We start from the raw sequence: 15,446 nt of genomic DNA on the forward strand, positions 1-15,446 counted from the left end.
GTCGCCTGAAATCCATTAATGATGAAACGAACCCTCCTCGCCGCGCTCCTCATCCTCTGTTCCCTACCGTTTTACGCCCAGCAAAAGCACACCTTCACCACTCAGGGAAACCACTTCGCCCTCGACGGCCAGCCCTTCAAAGTGCTCTCCGGCGAGCTGCACTACGAGCGCATACCCCGCGCCTACTGGCACGCCCGTCTCAAGATGGCAAAAGCGATGGGCCTCAACACCATTGCCACCTACGTCTTTTGGAACATGCACAAGCCCATCCCCGGCCACTTCGACTTCACCGGCAACAACGACGTAGCCGCCTTCATCCGCGCCGCTCAGAAAGAAGGACTCTACGTCATCCTGCGCACCGGCCCCTACTCCTGCGCCGAGTGGGATCTCGGCGGCCTCCCCGCGTGGCTGCTCAAAGACCCGGCCTCCGCCGCTGCACTCCGCTCCAACGACCCCGCCTTCATGGTCCCGGCCGAGCGCTGGATCGACCGACTCGCCAAAGAACTTACCCCATTACAGATCGGCCGCGGCGGCCCCATCCTCATGACCCAGGTCGAAAACGAATACGGCAACTTCGGCTCCGACCACGTCTACATGGAGCACCTCCACCAGATCTTCCTCCACGCCGGATTCACCGACTCACTCCTCTACACCGCCGACAACTGGCGCAACATCCCCAATGGCTCCATCCCCGGCCTCTACGCCGCCACCAACTTCGGCATCGGCAACCATCAGGGCGGCATGGACGCCCTCGCAAAGCTCCGCCCCGACGCTCCGCTCTTCGTCTCCGAGTACTGGCCCGGCTGGTTCGATAGCTGGGGCCATCCCCACGAGACCCGCCCCATCGGCCCGCAGATCGAAGACCTCGACTACATTCTCAAGCGCGGAGCCGGGATCAACATTTACATGTTCCACGGCGGCACCAGCTTCGGCTTCATGTCCGGCTCCAGCCTCATCAAGGGCCACTTCCTCCCCGACGTCACCAGCTACGACTACGACGCCCCGCTCGACGAAGCCGGACACACCACGCCCAAGTTCTTCGCCTACCGCAAAGTCCTCGCGCAATTCTCCCCATGCGGCAACGAGTCCTGCCTCCCGCCCGTCCCCGCCGCACCGCAAGTCATCACCATCCCACAAATCGATCTCACCCAGTCCACTCCCCTCTGGGCCAACCTACCTGCACCGATCCACAGCGAACTCCCTAAGCCAATGGAGCACTTCGACCAGTCCTACGGCTACATCCTCTACCGCACCCAGCTACCCGCCCACACCCACGGTGATCTCGTCATCGATCAGGTCCACGACTACGCCCAGATCTACCTCAACGGCAAACTCACCGCCACCCTCGACCGACGCTTCGCAGACCCCCAGGGCAATCTCCCCCCAGTCTCCATCAAGACCAACGGCCCCGCCCGCCTCGACATCCTCGTAGCCGACGACGGCCGCATCAACTCCACCCGCAACATGCGCGGCGAAGCGAAGGGCATCACCCACGCCGTCACCCTCGCGGGCCAGCCCCTCACCAACTGGCAGGTCTACCCCCTCCCCATGACGACCACTTCAAAGCTCGTCATTGTGACCCTGAACAAGTCGAAGGGGAAGAACCCCCGCAGTTCGCCCGAAGTGCCACAAAGCGCCCCAGCAACCCCCATCTTCTTCCGAGCCACCTTCACCCTCGCCTCCACCGGAGACACCTTCCTCGACATCCGCGACCTCGGCAAGGGAGCCCTCTGGATCAACGGCCACGCCATAGGCCGCTTCTGGAACACAGGCCCCCAGCAGACCCTCTACGTCCCGGGCCCCTGGCTCCGCAAAGGACGCAACCAGATCACCATCTTTGACATGGCTCCCCAATCCGTCCATCCACACGTTGCCGGATTAGCCCAGCCCATCCTTAACGGCCCGGTCGCCGACCAGACAACCAGTAACCAGCAATAAACAGGAGTAGTTTCGATGCCAGCCAACCCAACCAAATCGCCACGCCACGTTGCCAAGCTATCCCTGCTGGCCGCGGCTCTTGCGTGCACGTCATTAACGCATTTGTATGCAAAAACATACATAACAAACCTCCACCAGAACTTCGACAATCCTCCCACCAGCGCGCGACCCATGGTGCGCTGGTGGTGGTTCGGTCTCGCCGTAGAGAAGCCCGAGATCCTGCGCGAACTTCAGCAGATGAAGGCCGACGGCATCGGCGGTGCGGAACTCGCCTTCGAGTACCCTCAAGTCCTCGACGACTCCGCTAAAGGTCTCAAGAACCTGCCCTTCCTCTCCCCCGAATTCCTCGACGACGTGAACTACGCCCAATCCGAAGGCCGCAAGCTCGGCCTGCGCATCGACGTGACGCTCGGCAGCGGCTGGCCCTACGGCGGTCCCGCCACCACTCTCGCCGAAGCCTCAGGCCGTCTCCGCATCGCCGAGATTCCCGTCCCCGCCAACGCAACCTCTCTTCCAAAGCTCAAGCTGGCAGAGGGCGAGTCCATCATCTCCATCGCAGTTGCCAACGGAGAGCCGAAGCACTGGGACGCCACCACCGCCAAGACCATCAGCGCCGATCAGACCGACCACCTGCCTCTATCAGCCAATCCGCGCACCGCACTCTTCTTCATCTCCAGCCACACCAAGCAAGAGGTCAAGCGCGCCGCCGCAGGAGCCGAAGGCTATGTCCTCGACCCCTTAAGCCATCAGGCTGTAGCCACGCACCTCAAAGCCGTAGGCGAGCCGCTGCTCAAAGCCTTCGGCTCCACCCCGCCCTACGCCATCTTCTCCGACTCGCTCGAAGCTTACGGCTCCGACTGGACCCCCAACCTTCCCGCCGAGTTTAAAAAGCGCCGTGGCTACGATCTGCTGCCGCACCTGCCCGAACTGGTCGCCGGTGGAACTCCCGAAGCAGAAAAGGTCCGCCACGACTGGGGCAAGACCCTCACCGAACTGGTCGACGAAAATTACCTCACCCAAATCAACAGTTGGGCCATAGCTCATCACACGAAGTTTCGCTCGCAAACCTATGGAAACCCAGCAGTCTCCTTCTCCAGTCAACGTCTCGCCGCGCTACCAGAAGGTGAAGGCCCACAGTGGCGGCAATTCTCCACCCTTCGCTGGGCAACCTCCGCCAATCACGTCTTCGGCAACAATGTAACCTCTGGCGAGACCTTTACCTGGCTACACTCCCCCGTCTTCCGCGCCACGCCGCTCGACATGAAGGCTGAAGCCGACATCGACTTCCTCACCGGCGAAAACCAGATCGTCTGCCACGGCTGGCCCTACTCCGCGCCACAGGTAGGAGAGCCCGGCTGGTCGCTCTACGCCGCCGGCGTCTTCAATGACCACAACCCCTGGCACCCGGTCATGCCCGATGTCACCCGCTACATCGGCGGCGTCAGCTATCTCCTCCGCCAAGGCCAGCCCGCCAATCAGGTCGCCATCCTGCTTCCCACCGATGACGCCTGGGCCTCCTTCACCCCCACACAGGACAGCATCACCGCCCTGATGTCCCTCGTCGTCACACCGCAGCTCATGTCCACCATCCTCTCGGCGGGCTACAACGTCGACTTCATCGATGCCGACGCCATCAACTCCGTCGGCCTCGGCACCCACAAAGTCCTCATCCTTCCACCCACCGACCGCATCCCCGCAAACACTCTTCGCAAGATCAAGCAGTTCGTCGCCGCAGGAGGCAAAGTCATCTCCATCGGCCGCGCACCCTCCATCTCACCCGAAGGCAAAGCCCTGCCTGAGATCACCAGCCTCTCCCAAGAACTCTTTACCGCCGCCAAAGGCAGCCTCGTCCCCGACGATTCCGCTCTCGCCACAGCTCTGCACAACGCAGCCGCCCCAGATTTCGAGGTCACCTCGGGCAAGGACGAGATCGGCTTCATCCGTCGCAAGCTCCCCACGTCGGATATCTACTTCGTAGCCAACACCGGCAACCACCCCATCGACACCACCGCAACCTTTGCCACCGCGCACAAGTTCGGCGAGCAGTGGAACCCAGCCAGCGGCGAAGCCTCGAGCACCGCGTCCAACAACGTCCAACTCCACCTCGCTCCCTACGAGTCCCGCATCTTCCTCTTCAGCAATACCGATCCCAAAGCCCCGGCACCGCGCACCGCGCCAACCACACAGCTAGCCGACCTCAGCGGCAACTGGCAGGTACGCTTCGCCGCCACCGGCAAGACCAAGTCCGAAGCCGCCCTCACTGATTGGATCGCCAGCCCCGACACCATCCACTACTCGGGCGAAGCCGTCTACACCCGCGACTTCAACCTCCAGTCCACTCCCAATTCACCCACTTATCTCCAGATCGACGGTGGCACCCCGATCACACCACCCGCCGGTGTCCTCGACCGTCCTGCTCCCTTGCACGACGGCGTCCCTGACCCTCGCGTCACCCGCACCGGCCCCGGCATGAGAGCGTGGTTCGAGCCGCCCGTCCGCGAGGCGGCCATCGTCTTCATCAACGGCAAGCGCGCAGGCTCGCTCTGGCATCCGCCTTATCGACTCGACGTAACGCCATTCCTCAAGCCCGGCCAGAACCGCGTCGAGATCCACGTCTACAACACCGCACTCAACGCGTGGTCGGCGCTGCCGCCGCACGACTACAAACCACTCATCGCCAGGTACGGCGACCGCTTCCAGATGCAGGACCTCAACAAGGTAGTCCCCACCTCCTCCGGCATCCTCGGCACCATCAAACTCGTCACCAATGAATCTCAGGAGCAGAAATAGATGTCCCGCGCCCTTATCCTCACCTGCGCCCTTGCACTCACCACCACCGCCTTCGCCGCACCCAGAACTTTTGTAGCCAACGACTACGGAGCCAAAGGCGACGGCACCACGCTCGACACCGCCGCCATCCAAAAGGCCATCGACGCAGCCGCCAAGGTACACGGCACCATCACTCTCAAGCCGGGAACCTACCTCAGCGGTTCACTCTTCCTGAAGTCCGGCACCACACTCGACGTTCCCGAAGGCGCGACCATCATCGGCTCTGAAAAACTGGCCGACTATCCCGAGCTGCCCACCCGCATCGCAGGCATCGAGATGACCTGGCCCGCCGCCCTCATCAACGCCCGCAACCAGCACGAGGTCACCATCACCGGGCACGGCACCATCGACGGCGACGGCCCCATCTGGTGGAAGTCTTACTGGGACCTGCGCAAGATCTACGAGCCCAAGGGTCTGCGCTGGGCCTCCGACTACGACGCCAAGCGCCCCCGCCTCGTCCTTCTGCAAAACTCCTATAACGTTCACCTCGGCGGCGGCATCCTGCTCCGGCGCTCCGGCTTCTGGACGGTGCAGGTGCTCTACTCGCACGACGTCACCATCGACAGCGTCACCATCCGCAACAACGAGGGAGGCAAAGGCCCCTCCACCGACGGCATCGACATCGACTCCTCGCGCAAGGTCCTCGTCCAGCACGCCGACATCGAGGTCAACGACGACGCGCTCTGCCTCAAATCCGGCCGCGACTCCGACGGCCTCCGCGTCAACCGGCCTACAGAAGATATCGTGATCCGCGACTCCATCATCCGCCACGGCGCAGCCGCCATCACCATCGGCTCCGAAACCTCCGGCGGCTTCCACAACATCGAGGTCTACAACCTCACCGCACTCAGCGGAGTTCCCTCGGGCGTCCTCTTCAAATCCGCGCACACCCGCGGCGGCACCGCCACCGACATCCGCATCCACGACCTCAACCTTCAGGGCGTAGCCATCCCCATCCACATGACCATGAACTGGAACCCCAGCTACAGCTACGCCACGCTTCCACCCGACACAAAGAACCCGCCACACTACTGGGTCGTCCTCACCACACCAGTCACTCCGCCTGAAAAAGGTCTGCCCCACTTCTCTGGCGTCCACATCTGGAACATCAAGGCCGTAGGAGCAAAGGAGGCCTTCAACGTCAGCGCCTACCCGGATGCTCCGCTGACTAACTTCCGTCTCGATCATCTCGACATCGAAGCCAAGACCGCAGGCACCATCGCCAACGCCAAGAACTGGACGATGACCGACAACGACATCAAGACCGCCGACGGCTCCAAGGTGCAGTTCACCGACACTCCTATCACCCCCGGCAAAAAGGACGTCCCCTACGGCGAACCAAAATAGTCGCTAAAAACTAATGCGGCTGTTGCCTTTGATCTGTCTGGCAACAGCCGCATTAGTTCGGCGCGAGTCCAAGCTCTATATACCGAGCACAAGGTTCTGCAGGTTCTGTTCAAACTGCAACAGCACCTGCTCCTTGCCCAAATGCTCAACGGCGTATTCGCGGGCAGCAGCGCCGAGTTGCCGTCGCAGAGCTTCATCGTCAATGAGCTGCTGAACCGCAGCGTGCAGCGCTGGAGCATCTTCCGCTGGGACCACGAGGCCGCAGCCTTCAACTACCTGCGCAACCTGAGTACCAGCATCGGCGGTAGCAATGACAGGACGCCCGCTGGAGAGCATTCCCGTGAGCTTCGAGGGCATCACCAGATCAGCCGCTCCGGCACGCTGTGGCAGCAGGTGGATATCCGCCGCATTCAGCAGGTCGTTGAGCCGTGAGAACGGCTGTAGCGGCAGTAGTGTCACATTCGGCAGATGCGCGACCAGCGTCTCAAGCTGAGGACGAAAGGCTCCGTCGCCGCAAAAAAGAAAGTGGACGCGAGGATCATCTTCAAAGGTTCGAGCCAGCGGAGCAAGCAGCTCCAGCCCCTGCTTCGCTCCCATATTGCCGGAGTAGAGAAGGATGATCTTGTCTTCGAGGGCAAGCTCGCGGCGAAAGCTGTTGGCAGTATCGCGCGCCTGCGGATGGATGGCATCGACGTCGACCCAGTTCGGAAAAAGAATCGTGCGCGCGACGGGGACCCCTTTGGCCAGCGCCCGTTCGACCATCTTGTGCGAGATGCTGGAGACACGGGTAAACGCCTGGGTAAAGAACTCCTCAAGGCCCAGCGCGAAGTCATGCACCAGCCCCTCAGCGGGCAGCAGGCCCAGGTCGAATGCGGCATCGACTTCAAAGTCCTGCACATGCAGCCACGAAGCCGCACCCGAGCCCTGGGCCACCAGTAACGCAAGCGGCGCGCCGAAAAAAGTCGGTTCCACGGTGAAGACGATCTGAGGTTGCCAGAAGATCTCGCGCAGCATCACCGGCAGGCTCCCCAGCATGAACGAGAAGAGATGCACCATGCGCTTCACCCCGGTCGGCTTAGCCGGAACATAAAGCGGTGTGCGGTAGACGACAGGCTCGCCGGGAACTTTCTCCGTACGATAGAGTTTGCCGCGATAGTCTTCACGAATGCTCCACGCCGGATAGTAGGGGGGCGCGGTGACCACATGAACATCATGGCCCCGGGCAACCAGCCACGACGACATCTCGCCGGTGTACTTGCCGATGCCGGTCAGTTCCGGAGCATAGTTCAGGCCGTAGATCAGGATTCTCACTTAATGCAGTGTAAAGCAGCGTGATGACTGAAGCGTTGAAGAGCTTGCGCTTCCCTGCCCAATGGCCGCATCCTGTGAGTGGATGAATGCTGACGCAATCACGGCGAGGACGGGCCTGCTGCACCGCTCGAGGCAGCAGCCGCTGGCTGCTCTGGGGATCGTGTTGCTGATCCTCTTCACGCTCTGCGCCCTGTTCGCCCCGTGGCTTGCGCCCTACGATCCGGCACGACTGGATCTCACTGGACGCCTGATGGGTCCAAGCGCAGCACACTGGTTCGGCACCGACGAGTTGGGGCGGGACATTCTTTCGCGAACCATCTACGGCGCGCGAATTTCGATGATCGTCGCCGTCAGCGTTGTCGGGCTATCGCTCGCCGTGGGACTGGTGGCCGGATGTCTGTCCGGCTTCTACGGCGGAGTAACCGACACCATCCTGAATATCTATGTGACCAACGCCTTCATGTCGCTGCCGGGAATTCTGCTGGCCATCGCCTTCGTCGCCTTCATGGGGCCCGGCCTGTTCAACGTGATTCTGGCACTGGCGATCTCCGGCTGGGTAGGCTATGCGCGGCTGGTGCGCGGACAGGTGATGGCGGTGAAGGAGCGCGAGTTCGTCGAGGCAGCACGCGCCTTGGGAGCCTCCGACCTGCGTGTCCTCTGCCGCCACATCCTGCCGAACATCGTCCAGCCGCTGATTGTGCAGGCAGCCATCGGCATGGCCGGTGCCGTCCTCGCCGAAGCCACGTTGAGCTTCCTCGGGCTGGGCGTTCCGCCACCGGCAGCCAGTTGGGGATCGATGCTCAACGACGCCCGTTCGCACCTCTTCGACTCGCCACACCTCGTCTTCTTTCCTGCGATGGCGGTGATGCTCTGCGTGCTCTCGTTCAACTTTATCGGCGACGCGCTGCGAGACTATCTCGACCCGCGAACGAAGATGGAAACTGGCATTTAGGCCCTGCATCACAAGCGGACGGCATTTACGCGACGATATCGGATATGCTTGGGGCTGAGGTCTGTGGGCATTTATGCGTAAGAGTATCGTTTCACCGTCGCCTGTAGCCGCAACTCCGATTCGCGACCTCTGGCGCGATCTCGAGCGTATCGCACGAGTGGAGATCACCTCGGAAGACGAAGGATTTCCCATTGAACACGCGCTGGGCAAGACCGAGACCACTGGCTGGCGCGCAGCCGAAACGGGACCGCAGATCATCCGGCTGCACTTCGACGAGCCGCTGTCGATTCACCGCATTCAACTGCACTTCATCGAGAAGGCAACGGAGCGTTCGCAGGAGTTCGCCGTATTTGCCGGCTCTGGTACAGAGCTGCGCGAGGTCGTTCGCCAGCAGTTCACCTTCAGCCCCGGCGGCTCGACCGAAGAGATCGAGGACTACACCGTCTCTCTCGATGGCGTGACCGTGATGGAGTTGAAGATCGATCCCGACCGCAGCCACGATCCAAAGCAGAGCCAGAGCTATGCCTCGCTGCAAAGCCTGCGACTCGCCTGAGCACCCATGTTGATCGGAGTCATCTCGGATACGCATGGCCTGCTGCGGCCTGAGACGCTCACCGCGCTGGCTGGCGCAGACCACATCCTTCACGCCGGAGATGTGGGCGACGCACGGATTTTAGATACCCTGCGAAAGATCGCTCCTGTGACAGCGATTCGCGGCAATATCGACCAATGGGGCGAGTGTGCCGAGCTTCCAGCCACGGACGTGGTGGAGTTGGACGAGCGACTGTTCTACCTTGTGCATTCGCTGACCGACCTCGACATCAATCCCTCAGTGGCGGGAATAGCAGCCGTCATCAGCGGACACTCGCACAAGCCCTCGATTGAGCAACGCAACGGTGTACTGTACCTGAATCCGGGCAGCGCCGGGCCACGCCGCTTTAACCTGCCCATCACCATCGCTCTCATGACAGTGAACGAAGCCGGACTCGAAACCCGGCTGGTAAACCTGCTCTAGATCTATTGGTCGCGCATCCGTGGGTTGGCAATCGTGTAAGCCACGTCGGTCAGCAGATTGATGGCGACATAAGTTAGGCCAACCGCCAGGATGCATCCCTGCACCAGCGCATAGTCGCGGTTCGAGATCGCCGAAAGCGTAAGCCGACCTATGCCCGGCCAACTGAAGATGGTCTCGGTCACAATCGCACCCGAGAGCAGCGACCCAAATTGCAGTCCGATGACTGTCAGCACAGGAATCAGCGCATTGCGCAGCGCGTGGCGATAGACGATTCTGTTCTCGCTCAGCCCCTTTGCGCGCGCGGTGCGAATGTAATCCTGCCCCAGCTCTTCGAGCATCGCCGTGCGCACCATGCGCGTGAGGATGGCAGCTAGGCCAAGGCCAAGCGTGATCGCCGGAAGGATCAGGTGCAGCAGAAAATCGCCGATGCCACCAGTTCCCGCAGTCGATACCGGAAGCCAGCCAAAGTAGATGGAAAAAATAATGATGAGGATCGGCCCCAGCGCAAAGTTCGGAAACGAGAGCCCGACCAGCGAGACCACGCCGAGTGCACGGTCCTGCCAGCGGTTGCGATGCAGCGCCGAGAGGATGCCCGACGGAACCGACACCGCAATCCCAATGAGCAGCGCAGCCAGCGTCAGCGCCAACGTGTATGGATAGCGCTGCAGCACAAGATGCGTCACCGAGTCATGCAGCCGCAGCGACTGGCCAAGATCACCATGCAAGATGCCGCGCCAGTAATGAATGTACTGCTGGCTCAGAGAAGCGTCGAAGCCATAAGCATGGCGCAGCGCGGCGATGTCGGCGGTGTTCGCGCCTTCGCCAAGCATCTGCGCAATAGGGTCGCCGGGCACAAGATGGATCAGCAGGAAGACGACCGAGACCACCACCCAGATGACCGGCAGCGTAAGCAGAATGCGGCGAATCGGGTTCCAGAGAGCTGGCTTCATGCCGTCGCTTCCCTGCTTCCGGATTCAATCGCTTTTGCAGACGTCAGCGTTTGCACGGTGACGCGGCTGATGCGCCGGCCATCCATCTCGGCGACGGAGTAGCGGCGTGCTCCCTCCTCGATACTTTCGCCGACCTCGGGGATGTGGCCGAGATGCGCGAGCAGAAATCCAGCCAGCGTCTCCACTCCGGCCTCCCGAGGAAAGCTCCAACGAAGTTGCGTATCAAGATCGCGCAGTGTCGTGCTGCCATCGAGCGACATGGCTCCGGTAGAGCTCAAGAGCAAATTGCGCGGAACGATGTCGAACTCGTCATCCAGCTCGCCGACGATCTGCTCCAGCGCATCTTCGGCGGTCACGATGCCGACGGTCGAGCCGAACTCGTCGACCACAATCGCCATCTGGCGGCGACGCTCTTGGAACTCCTGCAACAACTCAACCGCCAGCTTGGTCTCGGGAACCACCGTCAACCCATGCATGACCTGGCGCAACGTAAGGCCGGAACTGCCCTTGCCGCCGAGTGCGAGCGCCACTCCGCGAAAATGCATCAGTCGCGAGATGTCCTTGGAGTAGACGATGCCGATAATGTTCTCCGGCCCATTCGCAGGATCGTACACAGGAATGCGCGAGTGCTGCTCTTCGACGATGCGAGCGCTGGCCTGCTCGACCAGCAGGTCGGCGGACAGCGAAAAGATCTTGCCGCGCGGAGTCATGATCTCGCGGACGGTGACGTGGTTCAGCTCGATGGCGCGATGGATGATCTCCTCCTGAAAGGGAGGCAGCAGCCCCATGCGCCGGGTCGCGGTAGCAATCAGCTTGATCTCTTCGGGCGAGTGGACAGCGCCTTCCCCATGCAGCGGTGCGCGAAAGAGCTTCAGCACAAGCGTCGCGGAGTTGTTCATCAGGTTGACCGCCGGCCGCGTAATGCGGATGAATACGTCCATCGGTCCTGCCACAGCCAGGGCAATGCGCTCGGCACGCTGCAGCGCCAGCGACTTGGGAACAAGCTCGCCGAGCAGAACTTCAAAGTAAGTAATCAGTCCGAAAGCGATGATGACCGCAAGGGTGTGAGCATAGAGGACGGCGTGCGCAGGCAGAACGTTGAGCCAGTTGTGCACCAGTTGCAGAATCATCTGCGCGACGGCAGGCTCTCCGATCCAGCCCAGCGCCAGCGCGGCCAGCGTAACCCCAAACTGGACGGCAGGAAGAAACTCATCGATGTTGTGCTTAAGCTGAAGCACAGTGCGCGCCCCCGGACGGCCCAGCGCGATCAACTGCTGGATGCGCGTCTCGCGCACGCTGACCAGCGCGAACTCAGCAGCGACGAAGAAGCTGTTGGCCAAAATGAAGAAGGCCACCATGATCGTGCGGAAGAGCATCCATTCGAGCATTTACAAAGTGTAACGGGTGAGGATAGGTTCGGTAATTGAGAAGAAGAGCAAGAACTTGAACAAACAAGAAAATCTATCCTTCACAGAAGCAAAGGATGGATTTTAGTAAGCCTTTATTAATTCTTTACTGTCATCGCGTCCGAGTTGACAGCCTTCTTGCCGGTAATTCCTTCCAGCGCGGCTAATATGCCACGATATTCATTCTTATCGCATTGCATTACAAAGCCACCCTTTTGATCAATATTCGCCCATGTCAAACCAACATAGTGCTTCTTGGACTTCGTAAGGGCCATTAACGCCCCAACGCCCAGGCTGACCACAGCGAGACCAATAGCAGCACCGACGCGTCTATGGACATCCAGACCATAAGAGATCTCAGTGATAGAAGAGGCAGGAATCGCAACGACGTCCTTCTTGTCCTCTACGATTCTTACGGCAGTGGGATCTACATAAAGTTTTACTGTTTTGCTGGCTTTTATGCCTGGAAGTGAACCTCCATCGTAGATAACTTTGTAACTGTTATCGGCTGCAAAAGCGCAGGCAGGGACCATCAGGCAGAGAACTGCTATAAGCAAGCGTTTCATTGATACCTCGAAAAATGGAGTTTGATCTGTATATAAGACGATCACTCCTTTAGCAATACCCAAATCGGTTGCTCAATCGCTTTAGATTTGGGAATCGGTATTGGCGACATGAAGGACAGCCCAAATCCCCTCCATCCGAAGACACCGGCGTAAAGCAGAGCAGAATGCAATTTAAAAAGAAATGGCCCGGCTGGTTTGCCGGGCCGCTTGCGAATTTGGATAAAACTTATGCCAAAACTTTAAGCACAGACTTGTCGATGGTGTCCTTGGGGACATAGCCCACGATCTGTTCGGCAACCTGGCCGCCCTTGAAGATCAGCAGTGCGGGGATGCCGCGAATTCCATAACGCGCAGGGGTTGAGGTGTTGGCATCAACGTCCATCTTCATGACCTTAAGCTTGCCCTGATACGAGTTGGCAATCTCATCGACGATCGGCGCAAGCGCGCGACAGGGGCCACACCATGCGGCCCAGAAATCGACCAATACTGGTTGATCCGACTGAAGAACCTCTTTTTCAAAGGATGCATCGTTGATGTTGGTTACGAACTGACCTGCCATGTACTTCCCTCCAGGATGTTCTGCCATTACTGAGCAGTCCTCACAATAATAGATGCTAAGAGCCAGGAAGAGTTTCATGACGGCCGTATGTGGCTGAAAAAGCAAACGCCCGGACCTCTGTAAAAGAGGTCAACGGGCGGCGTAGCAGCCCTCCCCAGAACTGCCCACAGGAGCTAAGGTACGAAGGAAGTGAAGAAAGGTAAAGAAATCTTAGGTAACTTTGAGGTAACTCCTTGAAGATTACCCCGTTTACCTGATCATTTTGCCTACTTTTGAACGGTGGTTCCCGCAGCAATCGTGGTTTGAATAATCTCCAGTTCAGGGTCATTCGCAGCCTTCCGGATAGCGGCTGTCAGCCCATTCGCAGCCTCTTCCGCAATAATCAGCACCGACGGCCCAGCACCGCTAAGCGCCACTCCCAGAACACCCGGCGTTCCGTTCAGCGGCAACAGCCGTGGCAACAGAGGGCAGGCCTCCATGCGGTAAGGCTGGTGGATTCGGTCCTGCATCGCCGCCCGCAGCAGATCGCCGCGATTGAGCGCAAATGCCGAGACCAGTAGCGCTGTATTCTGCACATTCGCCACGGCGTCGGCACGAGAGTAGGTCGCAGGCAAAAGCGCCCGGGCTTTCTCGGTGGCAAGGCTGGTCGAAGGCAGCGCAATCAGCAACTTCCAGTTTAGACTCTGCCCACAAGTTGCTGTTACGATGCGGCTTCCATCGTTAGCAGATGCCGTCATCCCGCCCAGAAAACAGGCGGCAACATTGTCAGGATGCCCCTCGCGGCGGCAAGCCTCTTCAAGAATTTGCTGTCCGCTCCAGTTGAGTTCGCCAAAGTGATTCGCCAGCAGCACCCCGGCCAGCAGCGCGGCGGCGCTGGAGCCACAACCCATTCCCAGTGGTATCTCGTTATTCAGTTCAAGATGCAGCGGCGTAACCGGCTTGCCGTTTGCGGCGAGAACGCTGTTATAAGTGGTGAAGATCAGGCTATGGGCGGCATCGCCGCAACGGTCCGCATTCCGTCCCGTAGCCCTGATACTAAAAGCCTCTGTCTCCACCGCATCGATGGTCAGATACAGAGCCATGGCAAGGCCCAGCGCATCGAAGCCGGGGCCAAGGTTGGCGGAGGTCGCAGGTAAGCGCAGATGTAGGGGCGTCATACGGTCTGGGCTATCTTCATGTGGGATTCCAGCGCGCGCAGCACAACATCCGAGTCCGGTTCAAGGACGATAGGAGGCTTACGCAGCGCCGTATGCAGCGCCTGATCCGAAGCCGAGATCTGTGCATTTTCCGCTTCGGTCAGCAACTCGCCCCGGTGATAGTCGATGGTGTACTGCGAGTCCTTGAGCGTGTGCCCGGTAAGGATGAGCACGACGCGCTCCTCGCGGCCAACCTTGCCCAGCGCAACCAGCTTCTTGAGCCCCGCGAAGGTAACCGCAGAGGCCGGCTCGCAGCCCACGCCTTCGGCTCCGATCTGCGCCTTGGCCAGCGCGATCTCCTGCTCCGAGACCTCTTCGCACCAGCCGCCGAGCCGGTCGATAATATTGGCCGCCTTGCGCCACGAGGCCGGGTTGCCGATGCGGATGGCGGTAGCGCGCGTGTCCGCCGTGACCGGCCGCATGATGCGGTTCGAGTCGATAAACCAGCGATAGAGCGGATTGGCCCCCTCAGCCTGAATGATGCTGATCTTCGGCATCTTCGAGATAAGGCCAAGCCGGTGCATCTCCATGAAGCCCTTGCCCAGCGCCGAAGAGTTGGCGAGGTTGCCGCCGGGAACGATGATGTGATCCGGGACCTGCCAGTCGAGCTGTTCAAGAATCTCGAAGGCGGGAGTCTTCTGCCCTTCCAGCCGATAGGGATTGACCGAGTTGAGCAGATAGATGGGGAAGCGCGTCACCAGATCAGTCAGGATGCGCACGCAGCCGTCGAAGTCGGTCTTGAGCTGGATCGTCAGCGCGCCGTAGTCCATCGACTGCGACAGCTTGCCCCAGGCGATCTTACCTTCGGGGATGAAGACGATGCTGCGCAGACCGGCGCGAGCGGCATAAGCGGCCATGGCAGCCGATGTGTTCCCTGTAGAGGCACAGGCGACCCACTCGAAGCCACGGTCGGCAGCGACCGAGAGCGCAGCAGTCATGCCGGTGTCTTTGAAGGAGCCGGTGGGATTCATGCCCTGATGCTTGGCGGTCAGCCAGTTCAGGCCAATCGCTTTGGCGCAGCGCGGCAGATCATAGAGCGGCGTATTGCCCTCACGCAGCGTGACCACATTGTCCGGGTTCTCGATAATCGGGAAGAGGTCACGGAAGCGCCAGACGCCGCTCTGGTCCAGCGGCAGGGTCGAGGTGCGGCGCTCCTGCCACAGCCAGCGGAGAGCGCTCGCATTAGGCAGATTGCTGTTGCTCGCGTCAGGCGAGCCGGTATTAGGCGACCACGGATAGATGACGTCGTAGAGCCCATTGCAGTCCGGGCAGCGAAATATACTGTTTACGGCGCTGCCAGCGATGACGGCTCCGCATTCTGTGCATCTAAGATGATGGGTCGCGACTTTCATTGTTCTATCTAGGTTACCGTAAAGA

The 15,446-nt window shown here is 60.3% G+C and carries 13 protein-coding genes; 6 read left to right on the forward strand and 7 right to left on the reverse strand.

All coding sequences use genetic code 11. The features are described from left to right. Positions 1-18: 18 nt before the first annotated feature. From GSQ81_RS02355 to GSQ81_RS02365, 3 genes are read left to right on the forward strand one after another with little or no spacing between them, the layout of a single operon-like run. The gene (locus GSQ81_RS02355) at positions 19-1,938 is read left to right on the forward strand and encodes a beta-galactosidase (protein WP_158909123.1); all 1,920 of its coding nucleotides are present in this window, start codon (positions 19-21) and stop codon (positions 1,936-1,938) included. Between the two features lie 15 nt (positions 1,939-1,953). Beyond that, positions 1,954-4,728 (forward strand): glycosyl hydrolase, encoded by a 2,775-nt coding sequence (locus GSQ81_RS02360; protein ID WP_158909124.1) that lies wholly within the window; start codon positions 1,954-1,956, stop codon positions 4,726-4,728. Next, complete coding sequence (locus GSQ81_RS02365; RefSeq protein ID WP_158909125.1) at positions 4,729-6,114, forward strand: glycoside hydrolase family 28 protein; 1,386 nt, start codon at positions 4,729-4,731, stop codon at positions 6,112-6,114. Between the two features lie 75 nt (positions 6,115-6,189). On the opposite strand, the gene GSQ81_RS02370 is transcribed toward GSQ81_RS02365, so the two are convergent. Then, entirely contained in the window at positions 6,190-7,425 is a 1,236-nt protein-coding gene (locus tag GSQ81_RS02370) for a glycosyltransferase WbuB (RefSeq protein WP_158909126.1), read from the reverse strand. Between the two features lie 82 nt (positions 7,426-7,507). Here GSQ81_RS02370 and GSQ81_RS02375 point away from each other — a divergent pair, with 82 nt between their 5' ends. The 3 genes from GSQ81_RS02375 (at position 7,508) to GSQ81_RS02385 (ending at position 9,392) form a co-directional block, all read left to right on the forward strand. After that, the gene (locus tag GSQ81_RS02375; RefSeq protein ID WP_158909127.1) at positions 7,508-8,377 is read left to right on the forward strand and encodes an ABC transporter permease; all 870 of its coding nucleotides are present in this window, start codon (positions 7,508-7,510) and stop codon (positions 8,375-8,377) included. Positions 8,378-8,450: 73 nt separating this feature from the next. Beyond that, positions 8,451-8,930 (forward strand): hypothetical protein, encoded by a 480-nt coding sequence (locus GSQ81_RS02380; protein WP_158909128.1) that lies wholly within the window; start codon positions 8,451-8,453, stop codon positions 8,928-8,930. A gap of 6 nt (positions 8,931-8,936) precedes the next feature. After that, on the forward strand, positions 8,937-9,392 hold the full coding sequence (locus GSQ81_RS02385; RefSeq protein WP_158909129.1) for a metallophosphoesterase family protein: 456 nt from the start codon (positions 8,937-8,939) through the stop codon (positions 9,390-9,392). Between the two features lie 2 nt (positions 9,393-9,394). On the opposite strand, the gene GSQ81_RS02390 is transcribed toward GSQ81_RS02385, so the two are convergent. The 6 genes from GSQ81_RS02390 to thrC form a co-directional block, all read right to left on the reverse strand. Continuing rightward, positions 9,395-10,342 (reverse strand): ABC transporter permease, encoded by a 948-nt coding sequence (locus GSQ81_RS02390; protein ID WP_158909130.1) that lies wholly within the window; start codon positions 10,340-10,342, stop codon positions 9,395-9,397. Beyond that, the gene (locus tag GSQ81_RS02395) at positions 10,339-11,730 is read right to left on the reverse strand and encodes a hemolysin family protein (protein ID WP_158909131.1); all 1,392 of its coding nucleotides are present in this window, start codon (positions 11,728-11,730) and stop codon (positions 10,339-10,341) included. The genes GSQ81_RS02390 and GSQ81_RS02395 overlap by 4 nt, the downstream gene beginning before the upstream one ends. 116 nt (positions 11,731-11,846) lie before the next feature. Further along, on the reverse strand, positions 11,847-12,377 hold the full coding sequence (locus GSQ81_RS02400; RefSeq protein ID WP_158909132.1) for a hypothetical protein: 531 nt from the start codon (positions 12,375-12,377) through the stop codon (positions 11,847-11,849). 163 nt (positions 12,378-12,540) lie between these two features. After that, complete coding sequence (gene trxA / locus GSQ81_RS02405; protein ID WP_158909133.1) at positions 12,541-12,873, reverse strand: thioredoxin; 333 nt, start codon at positions 12,871-12,873, stop codon at positions 12,541-12,543. A 266-nt stretch (positions 12,874-13,139) separates the two neighbouring features. Continuing rightward, positions 13,140-14,030 carry a homoserine kinase gene (gene thrB / locus GSQ81_RS02410; RefSeq protein ID WP_158909134.1) on the reverse strand — a complete coding sequence of 297 codons (891 nt, stop codon included), beginning with the start codon at positions 14,028-14,030 and terminating at the stop codon, positions 13,140-13,142. Next, positions 14,027-15,421, reverse strand: a complete 1,395-nt coding sequence (gene thrC / locus GSQ81_RS02415) for a threonine synthase (RefSeq protein WP_158909135.1) — start codon at positions 15,419-15,421, stop codon at positions 14,027-14,029. The genes thrB and thrC overlap by 4 nt, the downstream gene beginning before the upstream one ends. Positions 15,422-15,446 lie beyond the last annotated feature (25 nt).

This window comes from Granulicella sp. L56, from assembly GCF_009765835.1.
In the GTDB taxonomy this organism is placed as follows: domain Bacteria; phylum Acidobacteriota; class Terriglobia; order Terriglobales; family Acidobacteriaceae; genus Edaphobacter.

Bases quoted from the DNA above. Each gene is read 5' to 3' on its own strand.
- GSQ81_RS02355 (WP_158909123.1), top strand. From the start codon at position 19: ATGATGAAACGAACCCTCCTCGCCGCGCTCCTCATCCTCTGTTCCCTA.
- GSQ81_RS02360 (WP_158909124.1), top strand. From the start codon at position 1,954: ATGCCAGCCAACCCAACCAAATCGCCACGCCACGTTGCCAAGCTATCC.
- GSQ81_RS02365 (WP_158909125.1), top strand. From the start codon at position 4,729: ATGTCCCGCGCCCTTATCCTCACCTGCGCCCTTGCACTCACCACCACC.
- GSQ81_RS02375 (WP_158909127.1), top strand. From the start codon at position 7,508: ATGAATGCTGACGCAATCACGGCGAGGACGGGCCTGCTGCACCGCTCG.
- GSQ81_RS02380 (WP_158909128.1), top strand. From the start codon at position 8,451: ATGCGTAAGAGTATCGTTTCACCGTCGCCTGTAGCCGCAACTCCGATT.
- GSQ81_RS02385 (WP_158909129.1), top strand. From the start codon at position 8,937: ATGTTGATCGGAGTCATCTCGGATACGCATGGCCTGCTGCGGCCTGAG.
- GSQ81_RS02390 (WP_158909130.1), bottom strand. From the start codon at position 10,342: ATGAAGCCAGCTCTCTGGAACCCGATTCGCCGCATTCTGCTTACGCTG.
- GSQ81_RS02395 (WP_158909131.1), bottom strand. From the start codon at position 11,730: ATGCTCGAATGGATGCTCTTCCGCACGATCATGGTGGCCTTCTTCATT.
- trxA (WP_158909133.1), bottom strand. From the start codon at position 12,873: ATGGCAGGTCAGTTCGTAACCAACATCAACGATGCATCCTTTGAAAAA.
- thrB (WP_158909134.1), bottom strand. From the start codon at position 14,030: ATGACGCCCCTACATCTGCGCTTACCTGCGACCTCCGCCAACCTTGGC.
- thrC (WP_158909135.1), bottom strand. From the start codon at position 15,421: ATGAAAGTCGCGACCCATCATCTTAGATGCACAGAATGCGGAGCCGTC.